We start from the raw sequence: 23,282 nt of genomic DNA, 5'->3' as shown, positions 1-23,282 counted from the left end.
TTATCTAAATTTTTATTCAAAAAATGATTTAATAAATTCGTCTTTTGATTTCCTGACTTCATCATAAGTGTCATTAATAATAAACTTTCCGTCCTTTAATACAACTACTCTGTCTGCAGTTATTTCAACACATTCCATATCGTGGGTTACTACAATTGAAGTAATATTTCTTTCTTTCTGTATATTTCTGATTAATCTACTTATTTCCCTTGACGTTGCAGGATCAAGACCCGTCGTGGGTTCATCATACAAAATAATCTCAGGTTGTAATATTAAAGTTCGTGCTAACCCTATCCTCTTTCTCATCCCGCCCGATACTTCTGACGGCATTTTATTTATAGCTTCGAGCAATCCAACCTCTTCTAAAGATTTTTTTACCCGTACTTCAAGTTCATTCTTTGAAAGTTTATAATGTCTCTTTAAAGGAAACTCAAGATTTTCTCGCACACTCATCGAATCATAAAGTGCTCCGCTCTGAAAAAGAAAACCTGTTTTCTTTCTGAATGCATTAAATCCTTTTTCAGACATAGAAAATATATCGTCTCCAAAAACTATAACTTCACCATTTTCAGGTATTAGGAGACCTATAATACATTGTAAAATCACAGATTTTCCGGTTCCTGACTTTCCAAGTACTACTATTGTTTCTCCTCTCTTTACATTGAGGTTGATATCTTCAATAATACGTGTACTATTGAAAGATTTGTTCAAATGTTTAATTTCAATAATATATTTATACTTATCAATCATTAAATGAGAGTTGAAAGTTGAACCATTATTAAATCAATTAGAATTATTAAAAGAGAAGATAAGACTACAGATGAATTTGCAGCAATTCCTACACTTTCTGTACCTCGCGAGCAATTATAACCTTTGTAAGAACCAACAATACCTATAGTAAATCCGAATAGAAAAGTCTTAAGAAATGACGGTAATACGTCAATAAATCCCAACACATTAAGTGCGGTCGTAAAGTATAACTGAAAGTTTGTGTTACTGATTAATTTCATTGCAATATATCCTCCGTAAAGGGCTAATAGATTGGCGTATACAATTAATAGAGGAACACCGATTGTAGTTGCAATAACCCTTGTGACCACTAAATACCTGAAAGGACGTACCGCTGAGACTTCCATCGCAAAGATCTGTTCTGTCACTTTCATTGAACCGAGTTCAGCACCAATAGCAGATCCCATCTTACCAGCACATATTAAAGATATAATAACAGGCCCTATTTCACGAAGTATTGAGACAGATAATAGTGAAGGTATCATTGCATCTGCACCAAAAGATCCAAGAGTAGGCTTTAATTGCAATGCGAGTGTTAATCCAATAATAATGCCTGTTATACTAACTAATGGAAGGGAATTAACTATTAGATAATAGAACTGTCTTGATATCTCTCGAATTTCGAAAGGAGGTTTCAATGATTCTCTAAAAAAACGCAGGCTAAAAAGAACTATAAGTCCTGCCTCGCTTATTTTAATTTTTATTAACTTAGTATATTTCATCTTCTCAAAATTTTTTTCTTACTTTGCTTCCGGTGAAAGGATTTGCGATTCCAAACATTACACCAAATGAAAAATCAAATAAATTCCCTTTCAAGTCCTGCATTAAAGTAAATCTAAATTTTGCATTTGGATATATGAGTAGCTTATTATTTCTTATTGAATACCCGATACCAATTTCTGGAGATATTCCGCTTAATGAAAAATCCGTAAAATAAGATAATCCAAAAGTGACTGCGGATGATGTTTGCAATGTGTTCGATGGCTCTATATCTTTCAGTAAATAATCATATTTGTACCCGAGTCTAAAATGCTGTGTATTCTCTTCTCTGAAGATATAGGCATAATCAGCTGAAATCCTGTGCTCGCCAAAGTGACCAAATCCAACAGAGAATTCTTTATTAAAACCAAGATTTATCCTATCATTTTCGAACAGTATTATTGGATTTAAAAGATAAATTATAGAAGCAAACACTATAGAATAAGGAAGAAAAGAATCAGCCGTTTTCGAAACCGAGAATGAATTTTTGTTGGATAGATCATATTTCTCTAAACTTTGACAAAATAAAGAATTGGAAGAATTTATAAAAACTAATATTATGAAAAGTTTTTTCAATCTTTTTAATTGTTTGACAGATTATTAAGTTAATTAAAAATGTGAGATTTATAAATATAAAAAACAGGTATTAGTACTTTAGATATTAATCACTTTTACACACAATACTTTTATTAAAGGATATATCTATTTAAAAATTAATGTTTTCATTCCGTTTTCAATCAAAAATCTTTTTATATGTATGACAGTATGGCTGTTTGCCGGTAACCTCATAATAATCCTGATGATAACCTTCTGCTTTCCAGAATTTATTAGCTTTCTTAATTTCTGTCGATACTTTGTAACCTTTTTCCGTTAATATTATAATTAACTTTTCCATTACTTTTTTCTGCTCATCAGTTGTATAGAAAACCCCTGAGCGGTATTGTGTTCCAACATCAGGACCTTGTCTGTTTACTTGTGTGAAATCATGTATCTCAAAGAAAAGTTTAGCTAATTCTTCAAATGAAATAATTTCGGGATTGAATAATATTTCAAGGACTTCAGCATGACCTGTTTTTCCAGTACAGACTTCTTCATAAGTCGGATTTTCTTTAACTCCACCAATAAAACCGACAGTAGTTGATATTACACCATTCTTTTTCTTCATTAGATACTCTACACCCCAGAAACACCCTCCCGCAAAATAGGCTGTTTCAGAATTCTGTGAATCTTCTTCAAATACCAGTGATATTGAATTGACACAATGCCTTGTGTTTTTTTCCGTAAATCCTTCTCCCATAAAAACATGCCCCAAGTGCCCCCCACAGTTACTACAGATAATTTCAGTACGCAATCCATCCGTATCAAGTACACGATTTACAGCACCTTTAATTTCAAGATCAAAACTGGGCCATCCGCAGTGTGAATCAAATTTATTCTCAGATTTAAACAAAGGTGCATTGCATCTTTTGCAACAATAAGTACCCTTTCTCTTATTGTCATTGTATTCCCCTGAATATGGTCTTTCAGTACCTTTGTTGACTAAGACATATTCTTCTTCAGGTGTAAGTGTTTTATATTTGTTAATAGAGTCCATGTTATTTATGTTTGTGTTTAATAATTTAGATACTGACCTATCCTGCAAGCAACCGGTTAATGATAAGGTTAGGTATAAAAATATTAGGAATATATTGCTTTTCATAATATTCAAAACGGAATTTATACTGAATAAATTCCGCTATTCCTTCCTTCTAAAAATTCATTATTTCCCGGATTCTTCTTCCTGAAAGTTCTTCTTCAGTGAGTCAAGAGCATGTTGATATTGTAGTAATTGTTCTTCTTTAAGCTTATTGACTTCATTAAGACTATCAAGTGTTTTATCATTAATTTGATTTAGTGTCTTCAGAGAATCTAAAGATATCTTAAGATTCTTAATATCCTCATTCAACTTACTTGAATCGGATGGAGAACAACCAATGAGAAACATAATTGGAATAATCAAAAAGTATATGTGCTTCATAATCATAAATTTTATTAAAGTTAGTTATATTAAGAAGAATATTCAAACAATAAACATCCTACATAAAAATGCTTAAATATTTGGATATGTTATCAGTTTTAGAATTCAAATACGGTTAGCAAAACTTATTAATTTAGAAGGATATTCGTTGAACTTTACTTTCAATCTTTGGGATCGAGTGATTTAGTAATAATAAGATTTTAAAATAAAGCTATAATTAAAAATTAAAAAACGAAAAACGATTATTTTTGATTACTTCTGCTCCCTGGTTTAGTTACTTGAATAGCAGCCAGCCATTCCGGTAATTCTTCTTCAGCATATTTAATTACATCAAATTTTGCTAAGGATATCTGCTTGGTTTTGAAATCAATCCTGCCATTAGAACGGTCAATTATAAATCCAACACCTGCAAGTTCACAAAAAGAATCCCTAACAATATTTATTAATTCAAAGACACTTCCGCCGGTTGTGACAACATCTTCAACACACAATACTCGGAGTCCATTATCTAACGAAAAGCCTCTTCTTAATTTCAGCTTGTTTTCTACTCTTTCTGCAAATATACTTCTTTTATTCAAAATTCGTCCTACTTCCGTACCCAAAACTATTCCACCAATAGCAGGGCTTAGAATTATATCAATTTCATCATTAATAAAATAACTTGCAATTTGTTTCGCAAAGTTAGTAAGATATTCTGGGTACTGTAATACTTTAGCACACTGAAAATAATGAGGACTATGATATCCTGACGTAAGTATAAAGTGACCCTCAAGCAATGCCCCTGTTTTCTGAAATATTTCTATAATTTCTTCCTGTTTCATCAATGAAGTTTTACAAGTTTAACATTTTTAATTTTCTTTCCAAGAAACCTCTCTGCAATTTGGTGAAAATTATTCGGAGAATCAGTCACAAAATATTTATGCTCTCCATTTTTCTTCTTAGTACTAAGTAAGTTTCTTTTTGCAAGAATATTTTTAACATCTCTGGCTGTTTCTTCACCCGAATCAATCAATTTAATTCTGCTTCCCATCACTTTGCCTATTGTTTTCTTTAATATCGGATAATGAGTACATCCTAAAATCATTGTATCTATCTTTTGATTTTTAAATCCATGAAGATATTCCCATGCTGTAAGTTCAGCAATTTTATTATCAGTCCATCCATCCTCGGATAATTGAACAAACAAACTGCATGACTTTGAATGAACTTCAATATTCTTATTTATCCTTCTTATGCATTTACCATATGAGCCGGAATTAATCGTTCCCCGCGTACCAATTACACCAATTCTGTTATTCTTTGTTGCTTTGACTGCTGCTTCAGATCCCGGTACTATGACTCCAATTACCGGTATTCTTGTAACTTTCTGAAGAAACGGAACAGCAACAGACGAAGCAGTATTACATGCAACAACTACCATTTTTACTTTTTTAGAAAGTAAAAATTTAAGACATTCAATTGAATAGAGTATAACTGTTTCTTTAGATTTTGTACCGTATGGAAGCCGGGCAGAATCACCGAGATAAATAATATCTTCATTCGGAAGCGATTCAAATAGTGCTCTTGCAACCGTAAGACCTCCGATTCCTGAATCAAAAACACCAATCGGGCGTTTATGCAAATTTTTAATCTGTAATGAATTCACTAACTAATTTATTAAATTAAATTTAATTATTTCAAATTAATTATTTATAATTGTTTATTAAATGTATTAAATCAGGCAAGATTAAATAATGGAAGCAGTAATCTAAGAATAATCCAAATCAACAATCCGCCAATAACATCAAAAAACACTCCTGACCTTATCATTTTAGTAATTGGAACCATTCCCGACCCATAAACAATAGCATTTGGCGGAGTCGATACCGGAAGCATAAACCCCCAGCTTGCACCAATCGTAGCACCTATAGCAGGCGGGACAGGATTTAAATTTCCAGCAATACAAATGGATATCACGACAGGAACGATCATGTTGGCAGATGCAGTATTTGATGTTGCTTCGCTGACTATTATAGATATGAATATAGCAGCGAATGTAATTCCCCAAATTGTATCAAGTCCGCTAAAATTAATAAATGACGTCCCGAGATATTCAGCAAGTTTTGTTTCAAACATCAAATTACCGAGAGAAAGTCCTCCGCCAAACAGTATCAAAGTACCCCAATCAATCTTAATTGCATCCTTCCAGTTTACGGTAAACTCAAGTTTCTTGACTCGTACCGGGAGCAGAAAAAGTAAAGCCGCTCCAATTAAAGCAGCTATTGATTCAGGCAGATGGTCATTATAAATTTTATATTCAGATGAATCCGTTCCGTAAATCAATGCTAGGAAACCGGGTATTAGCCACAATATAACAGTTATTACAAAAGCAATGATTGCATTAAATTCCCCTGCTTTCATAGAACCAAGTTTATTCTTAAAATCAGATATAAAAACAGAGGAAGTATTTAATTTTGAAGTTTCGGGTTTGTTTAGATAGTATATCAGAATAAAAAGAAAGCCATACATTATTAAAAGCATTGGTAACGCTATCATAACCCATTGAAAGAATGATATTTTGAAGAAAGCAAATTTCTCAATCATAGCAATGCCTATCAAGTTAGGAGGGGTTCCAACCGGAGTTCCAATTCCCCCAATAGATGCAGAATATGCTGTCATTAACATCATAGCAGTGCCAAATTTAAATCTCTTTGGGTCTATTTCAATTCCTTTTTCATCTCCAATAATTTTAGCTACAGAAGACACAACACCAATAGCAATTGGAAGCATCATTGCAGTTGCAGCTGTATTACTTATCCACATTGAAATAAATGCAGTAATTGCCCCGAAAGTGAATAGTATTCTTCCGGTACTTCTACCTACATACTTTAATGATAGAATTTTCAAGGCAAACCTTTTGTCAATTCCATGCTTACTCATTGCAGAAGCAATAATAAAGCTTCCTAAGAATAGAAAAACTATTGGGTCTGCAAATGGAGCAAATATCTTCTTGACATCGGCGACATTAAAGACGACGCAAAGAACTGCTCCAATCAGTGATGTTGCAGGAATTGGGACAGCCTCAGTAATCCACCAAACGATTACCCACAATATTATCGCAGCAAGAGTATGTGCTTGATAAGAAATTGATGAATATGGTAAGAAGTAAAATATAACAAAAATAACAGGACCTAAGAATAGACCTAACTTATTACGCCATTTTTCAAATTTTTCTTCTAAAGGGGAAATAACTTCCTTCGGAAAAACTTCATCAACTGAATCCATTAATAGTGCAATTTAAACTAAAATAAGTGTTCTTGATTTCAGTATAAAGGAAATTAATTTTCTGTATTAATTTACACAATAAAATCATAATTTTACACATGATCGAAATTAGAAATATCAAGAAAAGCTTTGGCAATAAAAAGGTTTTGAATGGTGTAAACCTTACAATAAATAACGGCGAGACTCTGATAATAATAGGAAAAAGCGGCTGCGGGAAATCTGTATTATTAAAGCTCATAGTTGGTCTCCTTGATCCCGATGACGGCGAAATTATAATTGAGGGACAATCACTTCAAGGAATGAAAGGGAAAGATTTGTATTCAATTAGAAAGAAATTTGGCTTTCTATTTCAGGGTGCTGCACTTTTCGATTCGATGAATGTTGAAGAAAATGTAGGTTTAAGCTTAAGGGAGAACAAAAGATATCCGGATAAGAAAATATCGGAGATTGTTGCTAATAAATTAGAACTGGTTGGATTGCCGGGAATTCAGAAACAAAGTCCGGCTGACCTTTCAGGTGGAATGAAAAAGAGAGTTTCTCTCGCACGTGCAATTGCAGACGATCCTGAATTCATCCTGTATGATGAACCAACAACAGGTCTTGATCCTGTGATGAGTGATAATATAGACGAACTGATTCTCGACTTAGCAAAAAAGCTCAAAGTAACATCAATAATCGTTACGCATGATATTTTCAGCGTTATAGAAATTGCCGATAGAGTTGTTATGATGGAGGGTGGAATAGTTTATTTTTCAGGGACTCCTAAAGAGTTGTTTGAATCAAATGATTCAGTCATTAAGGAGTTTTTAAACCGAACCAATAAACAATTTAAGAAGTCTTAGTCTATAATTTCCCTAATCACTCCCCCGCCGATTACATCATCATCATCGTAAAATACAGCAGACTGACCCGGGGTTATTGATTTCTTTGGTTCATCGAATATTACTTTTACTGTGTCATTATCCGTCTGTTCGATGGCAGCAACAGAACCTTTATCTTTGTAACGTATCTTTACATTTGCTTTCATTGGATTCTTAATGTTAGCATACTTCATCAAATTAATTTCTTTTGCAATAAATCCCTTTTTATAAAGCCCTTGTTCGTCATCAATATAAACTCTATTACCTTCAGCATCTATCTTTGTGACATAAACGGGTTTACCTAAAGCAAGGTTCAGTCCCTTGCGCTGGCCAATCGTGTAATAAGGGAAGCCTTTGTGCTCACCGACTTTTTGATTGTTGTAAATTATTTCACCCCGGCTTAACTTTTCCTTAATTCCTTGAATTCTCGCTTCAAGTAGTTGCCTGTAATCGTTATTCGGCACGAAGCATATTTCCTGTGAATCGGGTTCGTTTGCAGTTTTTAGATCGAGTGATTCAGCAATTTTCCGAATTTCAGGTTTTTTAAAGTCACCGAGAGGAAAAAGAGTTCTGCTGAGCGCTTCTTGCGAGACTCTCCAAAGAGCATATGTTTGATCTTTACGTTCATCCTTTGAATTTGAAACATAGTATCTGCCATCTTCTGAATTAATCTTTGCATAATGACCGGTAGCTATGAAGCCGGCACCAAGTTCTTTCGCTCTGTCGAGCAGCACGCCCCATTTGATGGTCTTGTTGCAAAGTACACAGGGATTCGGTGTCTGGCCGCTCATGTATTCAGTAATAAAATTCTCAATTACTATTTGATTGAATCGTTCCGTAAAATCAAATGTATAGTGGGGTATGCCAAGCTTTGCGGCAACGTTTCCTGCATTGTAGATTGCTTCAAGTGAACAGCATCCTGAATCGTTAACGGGCAAATCATCATATCCCCAGGTCTTCATTGTAATGCCGATTAGATTATATCCCTGCTCTTTTAGCAGGGCTGCTGCGACTGAGGAATCAACACCGCCGCTCATGGCTACAACAACGGTTTTATTCGAATTAGTATTCATATAAATGTAAACGATTAGTGACCATAAAAAGTTAACTTTTTATTTCAATAAAATGCTTATATTCAGTAAAAGTATAGAATCAATTAATCATATAATAATATGAGTATTTTCTTTAAAGCAAGAGGTTCATCGTCTTTCGGTTTACTTTTAATCCGATTAGTAATTGGCTTTACTTTCCTTATCGCAGGCACGATTAAAGTGCTAAACCTTGAAGCGTTTGTTAACCACGTAAAATCTTTTGAGATATTTTCACAAAATGCTGCTTTCATTCTTGGGTTTATTCTTCCCTTCATGGAAGTTTTTTTCGGTGCACTCTATATTATTGGTTTCTTCACGCCGCTGACAAGCCTTGTTCTTACGGTTTTGACCATAAGCTTCTTAACTGCCGGCGAAGGACTTTTTACTGCACCTGAACCATTTACGCTGCCCGTCGGGGTTTATTACTTTATCATTCTCTCATGCACGTTAGCGACCCTATTCGGTGGCGCTGGTGTAGTTTCTTTCGATGCTTTATTCGATAAGAAAAGGAAAATAGCTGAGGTGCAAAAGCAGGAGCCAATAATTCCTGAATTAGTTAAACCACCGGAAGCGATTAAGGATGTCAGTTACACCGATTTAGAAAAGGAGAAGCCGAAGGCTGATGAGATTCAGTAATTAGAATTCTAAATTAATGCCCGCGTTGAAGTTTCTATTCGGAGCGGCGATTCTTTCAAGCTCCTGGTAGAACTTATCTGTGAGGTTATTAACGGCAACAAATAACGAGACGTGCTTTCCCAGAGTTTTTGAAAGCTTCATGTTCATTATGAAATAGTCTTTGGGTTCTTCATACTTATAGAAATAGACTTCCTCAATCTCGCTGACGTATTTTCCGTTAACATTTAGATTAAAGCCGAAGTAAAATAGATTAATGGTCGAATTTAAAAGGTGCCTGGGCTTATAGGGCAACAAATCGTCGCCTCTTCCCTGCGACAAGTCCCTTGCATCCAGATAAGTATAATCGAACTCAATGCCGTATTCGAATTTTTCCCCTAAGAAATTAGTGTGTGATTTATAATCTATAAGAAATTCGAATCCTCTCACCTGAGCTTTAGCGACATTTTGAACCTGAAATGGTCCGTTTGGAGTAGGTCCGATGTTGACGTACTGTATTAAGTTTTCATATACATTGAAGAAGAAGGAGACGTCGATGTTAAATCGCTTTTTGAATTGCTTTCTAAAGCCGATTTCAAGGGAAGTCATATCTTCCGGCATTAAATTAGGATTGTATATGAAGTTAAACCCTCCGAATAACTCCTTCTTAAAGTAGAGTTCGGCGATTGAGGGTGCTCTGAAGGCTCTTCCAAGAAGGAACCTATAAGAAGTGTTGTTCAATACAGGAGATTTTGACTGAGGGGAATAAAGAAGCGACAGCTTTGGACTAACTTTCAACTCCTCGAAACTACCAATGAATTTGTTATAATCGAACCTGCCGCCTATGGTTGCGGAAAGCACAGGTATTTCCTCCTTCATAAATATATTCCATTGTTCCTGAATGTATGCACCTATATTATACTGCTGCTGGTCGCCGTAAAGTATCTCTGAGGGTGAAGAACGAACAACATTCCATTGAAGGTCTATACCTCCAATCAAGTAATGTCTGTTATTTATATTGTAATCGACCTGTGATATATTGCCAAAGTTGTACGAGGTTATAAAAGTTTCAAAATTCTCTCCGGCTTGCCCGTACTCTATCGAGACAGGGTTTTTAGGATTATAAGTTGATTTGCTGTAAAGCTTATAATAGTAGAATCGGGAGTTATACTTTGTCTTTGAGTTTGCTACGGCGTTATAATTTACATCAACACTTTGTGTTTCCTTGTTAATTTTGTCGCCAATATAGTAGGGGTTTGTTTTGTAAGGCTCGGCATACTTCCCCGGGTCAACCCTCCAGTAGTGAGGGAAGCCGCTTTCGGAATTAGTATATTGAAGTGTTAGTTCAAGGTCGCGGTTTCCAAAAAGGTCATAAGTAAACTTGCCAAGACCGCTGTAGAATTTGTATTCAGTCTGCTCTGCATAGCCGTCGTTTTGCTTTATATCCAGATTTAATAGATAAGAAAACTTGTTCAATGTATTACTATGCAGGACATTTATCCCTTTAAAGCTTAAGAGTTTATCAGTAAACTTAAGACTATCGGAAAGTTTTTGGTAGAAGCCGGTGTTTAAGTTAACAGATGTGTAAGGTTTGTAAGTCGGCTTCTTTGTTATCACGTTAATTACCCCGCCAATAGCGCTCGAGCCGTATAATGACGAGAATGCCCCTTTAACAACTTCCGTCCTTTCGATGATTGAAACGGGTATCAATGCCCAAAGTGCTCCCTTTGAATCACCGGTAAGAGAAGGCCTTCCGTCAAGCAGGAGCAAGACTCTGTTTCCGATTCCTCCGCCCGCAACGTCCGAGCTTCCCCTTATAGATAATGCATTAACGTTTATTCCGCTTGTTCTGTTTATGGTTACTCCCTGCACATCTTCGAGAACCTGATCAAACGTTATTTTATTTTTACTATTAATATCCTCGGAAGTTATAAGAAAGATAGAGGAAGGCGTTTTCTGGAGTGTTTGTTCCGTCCTTGTTGCAGTAACGTTTATCTTTTCTGTTTCAATCCATGCGGGCACTATATAAATGTTCAGTATTTTTTGCTCGGAAGGCTCTATCATTATATCGGTTTTGTATTCATCATAACCGATTCTACTAACGGTTAATGTATATTTGCCCTGTGTTAAATTAGTGAAAGCGTACTTGCCGTTTAATTCCGATTCTGTTTTGTAAATATTGTTGGTCTCGTTATTCTTTAACTGAACAACCGCTGAAATAACAACCTCATGAGTCTCATCATCAATAACGAGCCCGGTTAATGATCCGGGCTTGTTATCAGCAAACATATATCCATTTATGAAAAGTATGAAGAAGATTATTATTCCCGCTCTCATGAATTAGACTGTTAGAACGTATATATTTTACTCGTTGTGTCAGTCCATGACAGGAAGTCAATTCCTCCCACGCCTGTATTGCCCTGTATCGACACGCGCGCATTAGTTGTATCGAATATCTGAGCAGGATTATGCGAGGTGTCGCTTCCATACTTCCCCAGACCGTAAACCGATCCCGATGTGTAAGGAAGTCGTATATAAGCACTGGTAACCGTGTAAAACCCGTTGGCAGGCACCAAAATTTTATAGTCAACAATGAGCTTACCGCTTTCAACCTTTGGGAATATCTTCGAACTTGCCGACGCGGGACCCATTGGCGGCCATTGTGCAAACGCTGATATATTGTAATAGCCGTTTGCTGTATCGGTAAACTTGTAATAGCCTGACGTATCCGGAAATGTAATCCTGCCGTTGATTGTTAATTGGTCATAAGACGTGCCTGATGGCGATGTTAAGTTGTCATCACTGCTGCAACTGTAAGCAAGTGATAATAAAGATATAAGCACCACGCCAAACGCGGTGTTTGTTAATAGCTTTTTCACAGAAATTTCTCCTTTTCTTTTTAGATATTTGGAATATTAAAATATTAAACACAAATATTTACAAAAAGATTTGTATAAAAGGAAATAATATTTCTTACAGACTTTGCGAATTGATTATTATTATATTATACTTATATGAAACTATATGAATCAATGTCGTAAGTAATTTTAACTGATTTGATGTGCTTTATGTTTTCTTTCACATGTCGGAATGCATCTATTAAAAGTCTGCCGGAAGGATCGGTCTTCTTTGAGGACTTAACAATAACATGAAACCTGTGTTTGTCTTTTATCTTCGAGATTAACGGCTGTACTACGCTTCCGACAAAAAGATACTTTGAATGTTTGAATCCCTTTAGGAGGTCGTATATCTCAATCGCGGCTTGCTTGCTTTCCTCGTAAACCTTCGACTTCACTTCGATAAGAGCAATCCGCGAGAAGGGTGGGAATCCTGCTTCTTCGCGTGTCTTAATCGTGCTGTGGTAAAAGCCATCGTAGCTATGCTCGCGAACATTATCAAAAAGTTTGTACTCATAGTGCCGCGTTTGAATATAAACCTCGCCGCGCTTATCGCTTCTGCCGCTTCTTCCCGCAACCTGAGTAAGCAATTGGAATGTTTTTTCCTCCGCCCTGAAATCAGGCAGGAGCATTCCTATATCAGCATTCACAACACCCACAAGTGTAACGTTCGGGAAATCGAGTCCCTTCGAAATTATCTGAGTACCGACAAGTATGTCAATCTCGCCTTTCGCAAATTCATTGAGGACCTTCTGATACTTATATTTAGACGTCATTGTATCGGAATCCATCCGCTCGATGCGGGCGTTTGGAAACACAACGTTAAGCTCTTCTTCAATCTTTTCTGTACCAGCCCCGCCTTCGACAAGCTTCGTGCCTCCGCATTCGGGACAAGACGTAATTTTCTTCTCGGTAAACCCGCAGATGTGGCACTTAAGGTAATCAATGTTCTTGTGGTACGTTAGCGAGATATTGCATCTGTTGCATAATTCAACGTGTCCGCAGACAATGCACTCAATATAGGAATGATAACCTCTGCGGTTTTGCAAAAGCATAACGCTTTCCTTCTTTTCAAGCCTGCTCTTTACGGCATAGAGCAATTCCCTTGAAAGAAACCTGTTCCTTAATTTGTCTATGACATCATCTTTCTGAAAACCGTCGGTCCTCGAAAGGTTCTTCATATCAATAATCTTTACGTATGGAAGCGAAGCATCGGTTGCCCGCGAAGTAAGCTTAAGCAGTTTATACTTCCCCGATTTAGCGTTGTAATAGCTTTCCACAGAAGGCGTCGCAGAGCCAAGAATGACGACGGCGTTGTTCAGCTTTGCCCGAATCACAGCCATGTCGCGGGCATTGTATCGCGGTGAATTCTCCTGTTTGTAAGAAGACTCGTGCTCTTCGTCAACAACTATAAGACCTATGTTCTTCAAAGGAGCGAATAACGCCGAACGCGGACCGATAACTATCTTAATTTTGCCTTCTCTGATTCCGATAAAATTATCAAGACGCTCCCCGTCGGAAAGTTTGCTGTGTATCACGCCGACTACATCGCCGAACTTATGCTTAAACCTTGCAATGAGCTGAGGTGTTAAGGATATTTCGGGAACAAGCACGATACCCGTCTTGCCTGCTTTGATGACTTCAAGCAAAATGCGTATATAAACCTCCGTCTTACCGCTGCCGGTAATGCCATGCAGAAGAAACGGCTGGAACTTGCTTTCGGTTACATGCTTAAGAATCTCTTCGAAGCAAACCTGCTGCTCGCTATTAAGGGTAAGATACTTTTCCTTCTCCTCGAAAAGCGACGCGGGCTTACGAAATCTCTTAACCTCGAAAACTTCAAGAAGCTCTTTCTTTAATAACGAATTAACGGTCGAAGCAGAAAACTTAAACTTCTTCGTGAGCTCGGCTAATTCTATCCTGTCATTATCCATGAGCATCTTCAATAACTCTTTCTGCCTATCAACCTTTATCTTGTTATCCCTGAAGACCTCCTCCGCATCGTTGTTCTTAAACTTTCTTCTTACGTACTTCGTAAATGCCTCCGCCGTCACGGAAGAATAAGACTGTTTCTTCTCAATTACGTTATGCTTAACAAGATACTCAATGTAATATGAAAGATTTGAACCAATCTTTTTCTCAAGCTGCTTGCGAGTCAATGATTTGCCTTTGGAAGCGGAGATAGCCTTAACAACATCGTACACAACGGGATTAGGCTTCTTCAATCTGTTTAGGTTTTTATAATGCTCGGCGGAGAGATAATAGAAAACTTCACTGTGAACGGAGATATTCTGAGGAACAAACAGGGAGACTATTTCGCCAAGTGGCGATAAATAATAATCTGATATCCATTTGGCAAAATCAATCATCTCTTTATTAAGAACTGGCTCGGCATCGAGAACGGAAAGCACCTGTTTTAGATTATCAACGCCGGCTCTGTCTGTAAAAGAAATAACATAACCCGTGAGTGTCCTGTTGCCGAAGGGAACAAGCACACGCGAACCTATACTTAAATCGTTCGCGAGGTAATCGGGCACGACGTAAGTGTAAAGCCCGTCGACGTGGGCATCAATAGCGATATGTGCAAATAGGTCTTTCAATCTCCATACTTCTAAGCTTTAGACAAGAATTTATTTCTTAAGAAGTAAGATATATTAGCTGTTGCAAGCGATACAATAACTCCAATAATGACATACCATGTATAAGCAATCGTTGTGAAGTAAATCACGAACACCATAGAAATTATACTCAAAATAAATCCCCAGATCGCGTCAGTCTGATTAACACGCTTGAAGAACAAGCCAAGAAAGAAAGCCCCCAGCAAGCCGCCGTACGTAAACGATGCAATCGAAAGACCAATCTCCACAACAGGGTTTGTTGAATCACGAAACAGCATAGCACCTCCAATCAAAATAACCCCCCAGAACAGCGTGAATATCTTTGACCAGAAAATTTCCTTTGATCTGAACATATCCGACTTAACAGTTGCAAACAAATCGAGGTAAGTTGACGACGCAAGCGAGCTGATTGCGGAAGAAAGCGTGCCCATAGCCGACGCAAGCACACCTGCTATAACAAGACCCGAAATTCCCGATGGAAGGTTCTCAACAATAAACTTCGGAAAGATTTCATCCGATGACACGAGGTTCAAACCTGTCGAGCTGAAAATCAACGACTTGAAATCGGCACCGTGGTAATACGCATAAAGACAAAGACCAAGGAACATGAAGAAAGCAAACTGCAAAACAATAAGCAAAGCATCGAGCATGAGCGCCCTCTGGCTTTCCTTTTTACTCTTACACCCCAGCAGACGCTGAACAAGCAGCTGGTCTGTTCCGTGTGATGCCATAGTCAGGAAAGTACCTCCAAGCAAACCCCCGAAAATCGTGTACGGGGACGCAAGAAACATAAAGAAACTGTTGCCAAAATCGAAATTGAAGACTTTGAACTTATCGAGCCCGTTCACCGATGCATAATGGAAGACGTCGCTCACACCATTCGGCAACGCATAGATAGCAACCATCATCGCGGCGATAGCTCCGCCTATATAAATAAACAACTGAATAACGTCCATCGAAACAACGGCTTTGATTCCTCCGAGGTAAGTGTAAAGCAGAGTGAAAATTCCTATGATTGCAATGCTTGTGGGATAATCGAGACCTGTAATAATATGAACGGGAATGGCAGTAGCGAAAAGCCTGACACCGGACGCAAGAACTCTCGTAACAATGAACACCGAAGAGGTGAGTTTTCGTAGTTTCTGACCGAAACGCTGTCCGAGGAAATCATAAGCGGTTACAATATCGCCTTTATAATAAGCCGGGATAAAAATTATCGTTACAAGCAGACGGCCAATAAAGTAACCGATGATTAATTGCATAAAAGTCATGTCGCTTTTGTACGCAAGACCGGGAATACTGATAAACGTCAGAGTGCTTGTTTCGCTGGCGACTATGGAAAAGCCTACAGCCCACCACTTCATTTCCTTACCGCCGAGGAAATAATCTTTAGTTGTCTTCTGTTTTCTGGCAGTGTATAAGCCTGCAAACACTGTCGCAAGAAGGTAAACGATAACGATTACATAATCAACGAGTGAAAATTTCATTTCATATAACCTGTTCTATATGTTGAATTTCTCTTTAAGATAGTAAGACTTCTCGTGTAAACAAATCTTACCTGCTTCAACATAAGGGTCGTGCTCGAAAAATACAGTGTAGTTATTTTCGTATATTTCTTTAAGGTATTTTCTCTTTTCTTCGAGTGTAACCAGAGGAAATAAGTCATAGCCCATGATGTATGGAAGAGGAATATGCGAAGCCATAGGGATGAGGTCAGCAACAAACAAGAAAGTTTCATCCTCATCGGATACTTTAACCATTTGCATGCTTCGCGTATGACCATTCAAAGGAAGTAAAGTAATAAAGTCATCAAACTTATATACTTCGTTTAACACTTTTATTTGTTTTGCTTCAATAATAGGTTTATAATTCTCGGGGAAGAAGCTTGCTTTATCGCGTTCCGAGGGGTTCAAAGCCCAGTCGAGGTGTTTTTCCTGAACGTAATAAACAGCATTCTTAAAAGTAAGTTCGGGCTTCTTATCCTCGTTAAAGAAAGTAGCACCGCCTGCATGATCAAAGTGAAGATGAGTGAATATTACGTCCGTAATATCATCGGGCTTAATGTTCAGATTGGCGAGACCTTTCTCGAGTGTATATTCGGAATAATCGACTCCGTATATTTTGTTCAGTTTATCGGACATCTTATGACCTATGCCTGTATCGACAAGAATCTTTTTATCATTGCTTTCGAGAAGAAGAACGCGAGTACACATTTCAATTCTGTTCGAATCGTCAGAAGGATTAGTCTTATTCCAGAGAACTTTAGGGACGACTCCGAACATAGAGCCGCCGTCGAGTTTAAAAAGCCCTGCCTGAATAGAATGTATTTTATAATCGCCAATAATCATTTATTGAATTTTAAGTTAATAAAAAACCCGTTATTTATAAAACAAACAACGGGTTAATTAAAATCCGGAATATATTTTAGAGAGCAAACCTTACGCCTGAGAAAAAAGTAAAGTTTGATGTTGTGATTTTTTCAACTGACTGACTGCTCATCAGATTATTAAGTCCACCATATTTGAATGTTGTTCCGAATATAACGCTGAATGGGTAAAGGAAAACATAGTTAGCAGTAAGAGTTGCATCGAGACCTAAATCGAAATTTTTATAACCAATATTTCCATAAGTATTGCTGGGCTGTGACATTAAGAAACCCATGTAAGGACCACCCGTAAACCAAAGACCAACATCTTCAGAAACCATACCGCCGATGTTTAAGAATAACGGGATAGTCAGATAGTTAGCGGGAAGATATCCGCTTTTCGCTGAAGTGTCAGCGCTTGTGCTTGCGTCAGTAGTTGTTGAACCTGAGACAGAAGGTTTCTGGAAGCCAAAACTTTTTCCGTCGAATGAAAGACCTGTCGTGAAATTTAAAAGTCCGAATACATTCATGTAAACGAGACCTCCGACTGTATAACCGAGTTTTGCTTCTTCTTTAACGACTGTTCCAGTAGTAGTTGTAATGTTAGGTGTTGTAGAGCCGACACCAAGTTGGAAGTCAACATAGAATGACACGGGCTTTCCGGACCTGTAGTTAAACTCCTTAAGAGCTTTTTTATAGTCATCTTTAAATTTCAGGTTAACTTTAAACTCATCCTCACCGAATGGTTTATACGGGTCTTTATCTGCGTAAGCATTCAAAGTGAATGACAGCACAAATAAAGCGATAAGAAGTTTAGCAAATGATTTCAATTCATCTCCTTTTTATTTTATAGTTTATTAAATTCTTCAAGCTTATTTGATTCCGACTCCCAGTCGGCAGTCAATTTTTCAATCTTGTCTGCAATCTCAAGATATTCAAATTTAATTTCAACTGCAAAATCCGCATCTTTATAAAAATCGGTTTTACTCATTTCGTTATCAAGGTAACTTTTCCTCTGCTCGAGTTCTTTTATTTCAGATTCGATTGCAGCAAGACGTTTCTTTACGGGCAAAGTAAGTTTATTCAATTCTTTCTTCTTCTTCTTTGCTTCTATTCCTACCTGATAATTATTCTTCACTTCTTTCTTTTCTTCAATATCTTCTTTTATTAATACATTATCGCTTTCAATTTCGTTCAGGTATTCGGAAGATTTTCCGAGGTATGTTTTAATACTTTTATTCTTTACTTCAATAATCTTATGAATGATACCGTCTATGAATTCTCTGTCGTGAGATACTATGATTACTGCACCTTCATACTTTGCAAGAGACTCCTGCAGAACTTCTTTTGAGCGGATATCAAGGTGGTTTGTGGGCTCGTCAAGAATGAGCAGGTTGGATGGTTCAATAAGCATCTTTGCAAGAGCGAGACGGGATTTTTCGCCTCCTGAAAGTACTCCGACCTTCTTAAACACATCGTCACCCTGAAAAAGAAAACCGCCGAGAATGTTCCTGATTGCAGCCTGTGTTTCTGTGCTGTTTGCTTCTTCCATAATTTCCAGAGCATTTTTGTCGGGATTCATTTCATCCGCCTGATTTTGTGCAAAGTATTTTGGTATGGCATTATACCCGTATTTAACAACGCCTGAATTATATTTTTCTGTACCTGCGATTATTCTTGTGAGGGTTGACTTCCCTGCCCCGTTTTTACCCACAATGGCAATCTTCTCACCGCGCTCTATCATAATGTCAACATCTTCGAGAACATTCTTTTCGTAATCGTAAGATTTCGTAAGACCTACAATCTCTATAAGAATCCTTCCTGAATGAACTGCGGGAGGAAACTTAAACTTAATTTTTCGGGCTTCATCTTCAAGTTCAACCTTTTCGATTTTTTCAAGCAATTTAATACGGCTTTGCACTGCACGGGCTTTAGTTGCCTTGTATCGAAAGCGCTCGATGAACCTTTCCTGTTCCTGAAAATATTTCTGCTGATTCTTGAACTGATTTTCGAGAAGTTCTTTTCGTTTCGCCTTTTCCGCAACGTAAAAGTTGTAATTGCCGCTATAAGTATTCATATCGCCATTGTGGATTTCAATAGTTTTTGACGATATATTATTCAGGAATTCTTTATCGTGTGAGACAACGACAATTGCACCTTTGTAGTTGATAAGATAACGTTCAAACCAAATTAGGGATTCAAAATCGAGATGGTTTGTCGGTTCATCGAGTAAAAGAACAGTGGGATTTTGCAGTAGAAGTTTGGAAAGCTCTATTCTCATTTGCCACCCGCCGCTGAAAGTTTCAACATCTTTATCGAATTCATCCTCTTCGAAACCAAGACCTATAACTACCTTTTCTACCTGAGACTTAAGCTTATGACCTTCAAGTAAACTAAACCTATCCTGAAGTTCGGAATAGGTAGTCAGTAGATCGAAATAGTCTTCGGATTCAGTATTATCAAACAGCTTCATTTCAGTCTCAATCTGTCGGATTTCATCTTCAATGTTTTTGATATCTTCGACAGAATCATAGACCTCGTCGAACAACTTCTTACCTTTTAACCTGACTGTTTCCTGCGGGAGATATCCGATTGTGGAATGTTGAGATTTGATTAATTTACCGCTATCCTGATTAAATTGACCAGCGATAATTTTAAGTAAAGTACTTTTACCGGCTCCATTAACACCGACGAGTGAGACCCTGTCTTTACCTCCAAGACGCAGACTAACATCATCAAGCAGCTTACGTGTACCAAAACTAACCGATATATTCTCTAGAATTACCATACAATCAGTGAAAATACTTAAAATTGATAGAATTAGAAATGGGGAAAGTGATAATTCAGACGGAAATATATTAGAAAATTAAGAAAATCCTTAAATACGGAAGATTTATTTCAATTTGAAAGGTATTACCAGTGATGGACTGGAATACGGCTCTACTTCAAGCGAAATACAGGAGAAATACCTGAGGTATAGGTACTATAATTGTACAATTATCGTATTATTACTGGACTTTTACCGTAAAATTATGAGAAATGCTGTTTTTTGATATGTTTAAGCTATTTTTACAGTAGATTATATCAACCTATATAATAAAATAATGCTATAATAGCTTAATTTTAAGGCATTATTAATGTAATAATATTTTTTGCTAATGTCAAGGGGAATAATTTGGATTTTTAGAAAGTTGAGAATCAAAATTTTGCAGTATTAATATGATTTTTATTGAACATTAATAATAAAGTTAAGATTAATATTTCCATGTTTTAAGCAAGAGTTATTAATTATTTTGTGAAAACTGAAATTTTAATATCAAAACAAAATCGGATATATGGATGAGGGCTGCGGTGCTGGGAAGCATCTGGGCATCTATTGAAATAATTGTGGGTAATTTTCTGCATGGTTTCAGAATGCCGTTTACGGGAGAGATTTTAACATTCTTCGCAATATATTTTCTGACAGCAGCAAGTGTAAGATGGAAGTTAAAAGGCTTGATATGGCGAGCAGGTCTTATATGTGGAATGATGAAGTTCTTCACACCCGGAGTGAAGGTTTTTGGTCCTATTATTGGAATAGTATCAGAGAGTATTATGCTTGAGATTGCTTTGAGAATTTTTGGCATGAATGCTTTAGGGTTTATTCTTGGCGGCGGACTTACTTTGTGTTTGCCGCTGATACAGAAACTTGTTAACCTGCTGATTGTGTACGGCTGGAACCTGATAGTTGTTTTTGATAAGAGCATTGAATTCCTTTTTAAACTTATCAACTTAGAAAATACAGATTCGATTGTTGTGCTACTTGTATTACTTTCGATAAACTTTGTGTTCGGAGGACTCGCGGCAACACTCGGTTATGTATCGGGAAAGAAGAATACAGTCTTTGACTTTGAAGACAAAAATAACAGTTTTTTCAGACCTACTTTGGTTTATGAAAAGAAGGAAGGAATCGGATTAATATATCTGAATATAATTGTTAATGCGGGCATAATAATTACAATTCTATTTTTTATTAAAGAGTATCTCTTGGTGTGTTCGGTGCTAATTGTGAGTTATATTGTGTACGTAATTTTTAGATACAAAAATTCAAGAAGGATATTCAGGAATTACAAGCTTTGGCTGCAGATACTAGTATTTACAGGGCTTACGACATTTGTATTAACTTTTGTTTTGAATACTGAATTGGATAAGTCGATATTAACAGGCATAGAAATGTTTTTAAGAGTACTGCTTATAACCGTTGGCTTCAGTTCGATAAGTTCAGAGATTAGCAAGAATACATTTACATCGTTTCTTCACGGGAAATTGAATAAAAACTTTTCGGAAGCTCTTAATCTTGCCTTTGCAGCAGTACCCGAGATTATCAATACATCTAAGGGAATAACTTCCATTCTTAATCCGGGTAGGTTTATCAATGAACTTACCTATCTGACTGATGTCTGGCACGAAAGGTTTAAGGCAATGACGAAGCAGATAATTATTATCACAGGTTCACAGGGTAAAGGAAAAACGTCATACATCGAAAACATGATAGACAATAGAACAACCGGTGTTTATTCAAAAGTGATTTATGATAATGATGTGAGGATTGGATATGATGCCGTTATAATTAATGGTAACAAAAGAATGCCATTATGCAGAGTTGACTATAATTCAGGTTTGAGACTTGGGAAGTTTGGTTTTTATAAGGAAACTTTTAGAATGATAACAGATAAAATTATGAGTTGGGACAAGAACTCGTATGACAAGATAATAATAGATGAAATAGGTCTTTTGGAAAAGGATAAAACGGGATGGTATGATTTGATGACATGGGCTAATTCCGAAAAAGATATAAGGTTAATTATTTCGGTGAGGAAGGATATAGTAGAAGGAATCATAGAATATCTTAGCGGAAGAGATTATGAGGTTGTTGATTTGGACTTAAGAATAGAGAAAAGAGCGAACGCTGAAAGAACTGATTTTATATGATTTTCACTGGAATAGAATTCAAATATAAAAGTTTTAAAATTATTTTATTTCCAGTTACGGAGGGCATTCAGCAGAGCCAGCTGCATATTCGGATGTGATGACATGTGTCCAGCTTCGGGAATGAGATGGAATTCAGAATGCGGAACAAGCTTATGCAGTTTCCAAGCATTAACGGGAAGGCAGACGAGGTCATTCATACCGTGTATAATAGTTAAAGGTATTCCGCTGATTCTACCTATATTTCTAAGAATCTCTTTGTCTTTGAGGAAAAATCTGTTTGCCTGATAATAAATGTTAAGACACATTTCGATATAAACTTTATCAAAGTTGGACATCGCTTCTTCGAAATCTTCTTCAGAAACGTTGAAGAAACTGTATTCATAATCTGCGAGAAGACGACACCACTTCTTTCTCCCCTTTTTATCTGATGATTCGAAAAGATGGTTAATTCTTTGCTGTAAAGTACCTTTACCCTTTGGTAATGATCTAATAAGATTATTCCACTTTACGGGAGAAAATCTTGCAGCACCATCGGCTCTGTAGAAATAATCCTGTTCTTCGTAAGTACAAGTAAAAATGCCGCGGAGTATCATTTGCTTAATATTTTTTGGAAATTTTTCTGCATACAATAAAGCAAGAGTTGAACCCCACGAACCTGCAAAAATAGAAATGGGTTTTAAAATGTTCAGATGGTTACGAAGCTTTTCTATATCATCAATTAGAGCCTGAGTGTAATTCTCTTTTAATTCTCCGAGGGGTGTGCTTTTTCCGCAACCACGCTGGTCGTGAGTAATTATAAAGTACTTTTTCGGGTTGAACCAGCGTGCATCATTATCATCACAGCCGCTACCGGGACCGCCATGGATGAAAAATACAGGATTTCCTTTTGGATTACCATAGAGCGCATATCTTATTCTATGAATATTGCTGACCTGAAGATAATCTTCGTCAAACGGGTTTAGAGCAGGAAACATTTTTAATGTACGCATGTTATCGGATAAATTTATTTATTGTTACTAAAAATAAATAATAAAATATT

At 36.8% G+C, this 23,282-nt stretch carries 20 protein-coding genes; 3 read left to right on the top strand and 17 right to left on the bottom strand.

From position 1 onward, the window contains the following. Positions 1–12 precede the first annotated feature (12 nt). The 8 genes from WC644_03880 to WC644_03845 all read right to left on the bottom strand — a co-directional run bounded on the left by WC644_03880 (position 13) and on the right by WC644_03845 (position 6,829). The gene (locus WC644_03880) at positions 13–750 is read right to left on the bottom strand and encodes an ATP-binding cassette domain-containing protein (GenBank protein ID MFA5011075.1); all 738 of its coding nucleotides are present in this window, start codon (positions 748–750) and stop codon (positions 13–15) included. Next, positions 750–1,511, bottom strand: a complete 762-nt coding sequence (locus WC644_03875) for an ABC transporter permease (GenBank protein ID MFA5011074.1) — start codon at positions 1,509–1,511, stop codon at positions 750–752. The genes WC644_03880 and WC644_03875 overlap by 1 nt, the downstream gene beginning before the upstream one ends. 4 nt (positions 1,512–1,515) lie before the next feature. Beyond that, the gene (locus tag WC644_03870; protein ID MFA5011073.1) at positions 1,516–2,124 is read right to left on the bottom strand and encodes a hypothetical protein; all 609 of its coding nucleotides are present in this window, start codon (positions 2,122–2,124) and stop codon (positions 1,516–1,518) included. A gap of 157 nt (positions 2,125–2,281) precedes the next feature. Then, positions 2,282–3,142, bottom strand: a complete 861-nt coding sequence (locus WC644_03865; protein ID MFA5011072.1) for a bifunctional methionine sulfoxide reductase B/A protein — start codon at positions 3,140–3,142, stop codon at positions 2,282–2,284. Between the two features lie 165 nt (positions 3,143–3,307). Next, positions 3,308–3,565: a hypothetical protein gene (locus WC644_03860; GenBank protein MFA5011071.1), complete on the bottom strand. Its 258-nt coding sequence runs from the start codon at positions 3,563–3,565 to the stop codon at positions 3,308–3,310. A gap of 242 nt (positions 3,566–3,807) precedes the next feature. Further along, positions 3,808–4,386 (bottom strand): orotate phosphoribosyltransferase, encoded by a 579-nt coding sequence (gene pyrE, locus WC644_03855; GenBank protein ID MFA5011070.1) that lies wholly within the window; start codon positions 4,384–4,386, stop codon positions 3,808–3,810. Next, positions 4,386–5,186 (bottom strand): glutamate racemase, encoded by an 801-nt coding sequence (murI, locus tag WC644_03850; GenBank protein ID MFA5011069.1) that lies wholly within the window; start codon positions 5,184–5,186, stop codon positions 4,386–4,388. The genes pyrE and murI overlap by 1 nt, the downstream gene beginning before the upstream one ends. A gap of 95 nt (positions 5,187–5,281) precedes the next feature. Continuing rightward, a complete protein-coding gene (locus WC644_03845; protein ID MFA5011068.1) occupies positions 5,282–6,829 on the bottom strand; it encodes a DASS family sodium-coupled anion symporter in 1,548 nt (515 codons plus the stop codon). Positions 6,830–6,927: 98 nt separating this feature from the next. On the opposite strand from WC644_03845, the gene WC644_03840 reads away from it, so the two are divergent. After that, complete coding sequence (locus WC644_03840; protein MFA5011067.1) at positions 6,928–7,671, top strand: ABC transporter ATP-binding protein; 744 nt, start codon at positions 6,928–6,930, stop codon at positions 7,669–7,671. Here the strand turns inward: WC644_03840 and mnmA are convergent. Next, positions 7,668–8,762, bottom strand: a complete 1,095-nt coding sequence (mnmA, locus tag WC644_03835) for a tRNA 2-thiouridine(34) synthase MnmA (GenBank protein MFA5011066.1) — start codon at positions 8,760–8,762, stop codon at positions 7,668–7,670. The two genes, WC644_03840 and mnmA, sit on opposite strands and share 4 nt — an antisense overlap. A 99-nt stretch (positions 8,763–8,861) precedes the next feature. Here mnmA and WC644_03830 point away from each other — a divergent pair, with 99 nt between their 5' ends. Continuing rightward, positions 8,862–9,416: a DoxX family protein gene (locus WC644_03830; GenBank protein MFA5011065.1), complete on the top strand. Its 555-nt coding sequence runs from the start codon at positions 8,862–8,864 to the stop codon at positions 9,414–9,416. On the opposite strand, the gene WC644_03825 is transcribed toward WC644_03830, so the two are convergent. The 7 genes from WC644_03825 to WC644_03795 all read right to left on the bottom strand — a co-directional run bounded on the left by WC644_03825 (position 9,417) and on the right by WC644_03795 (position 20,060). Beyond that, complete coding sequence (locus WC644_03825) at positions 9,417–11,729, bottom strand: TonB-dependent receptor (protein ID MFA5011064.1); 2,313 nt, start codon at positions 11,727–11,729, stop codon at positions 9,417–9,419. 11 nt (positions 11,730–11,740) lie between these two features. Next, a complete protein-coding gene (locus WC644_03820) occupies positions 11,741–12,271 on the bottom strand; it encodes a hypothetical protein (GenBank protein ID MFA5011063.1) in 531 nt (176 codons plus the stop codon). A 131-nt stretch (positions 12,272–12,402) separates the two neighbouring features. Next, positions 12,403–14,889, bottom strand: coding sequence for a primosomal protein N' (gene priA / locus WC644_03815; GenBank protein ID MFA5011062.1), 2,487 nt, complete (start codon positions 14,887–14,889; stop codon positions 12,403–12,405). A gap of 11 nt (positions 14,890–14,900) precedes the next feature. After that, positions 14,901–16,394: a sodium:solute symporter gene (locus WC644_03810; protein MFA5011061.1), complete on the bottom strand. Its 1,494-nt coding sequence runs from the start codon at positions 16,392–16,394 to the stop codon at positions 14,901–14,903. Between the two features lie 15 nt (positions 16,395–16,409). Further along, positions 16,410–17,255, bottom strand: a complete 846-nt coding sequence (locus WC644_03805; GenBank protein ID MFA5011060.1) for an MBL fold metallo-hydrolase — start codon at positions 17,253–17,255, stop codon at positions 16,410–16,412. 76 nt (positions 17,256–17,331) lie between these two features. Then, the gene (locus WC644_03800) at positions 17,332–18,102 is read right to left on the bottom strand and encodes a hypothetical protein (protein ID MFA5011059.1); all 771 of its coding nucleotides are present in this window, start codon (positions 18,100–18,102) and stop codon (positions 17,332–17,334) included. A gap of 17 nt (positions 18,103–18,119) precedes the next feature. Next, complete coding sequence (locus tag WC644_03795) at positions 18,120–20,060, bottom strand: ABC-F family ATP-binding cassette domain-containing protein (GenBank protein ID MFA5011058.1); 1,941 nt, start codon at positions 20,058–20,060, stop codon at positions 18,120–18,122. Between the two features lie 551 nt (positions 20,061–20,611). Between WC644_03795 and WC644_03790 the strand changes: the two genes are divergently transcribed. Further along, positions 20,612–22,243 (top strand): nucleoside-triphosphatase, encoded by a 1,632-nt coding sequence (locus tag WC644_03790; protein ID MFA5011057.1) that lies wholly within the window; start codon positions 20,612–20,614, stop codon positions 22,241–22,243. Between the two features lie 44 nt (positions 22,244–22,287). On the opposite strand, the gene pip is transcribed toward WC644_03790, so the two are convergent. Next, positions 22,288–23,232, bottom strand: coding sequence for a prolyl aminopeptidase (gene pip, locus WC644_03785; protein MFA5011056.1), 945 nt, complete (start codon positions 23,230–23,232; stop codon positions 22,288–22,290). Between the last annotated feature and the right edge of the window lie 50 nt (positions 23,233–23,282).

The organism is Ignavibacteria bacterium (assembly GCA_041649015.1).
Classification (GTDB): domain Bacteria; phylum Bacteroidota; class Ignavibacteria; order Tepidaquicellales; family Tepidaquicellaceae; genus CAIKZJ01.
The sequence above is the reverse complement of the archived record's forward strand: the minus strand, read 5'-3'. Positions and strand labels throughout refer to the sequence as shown.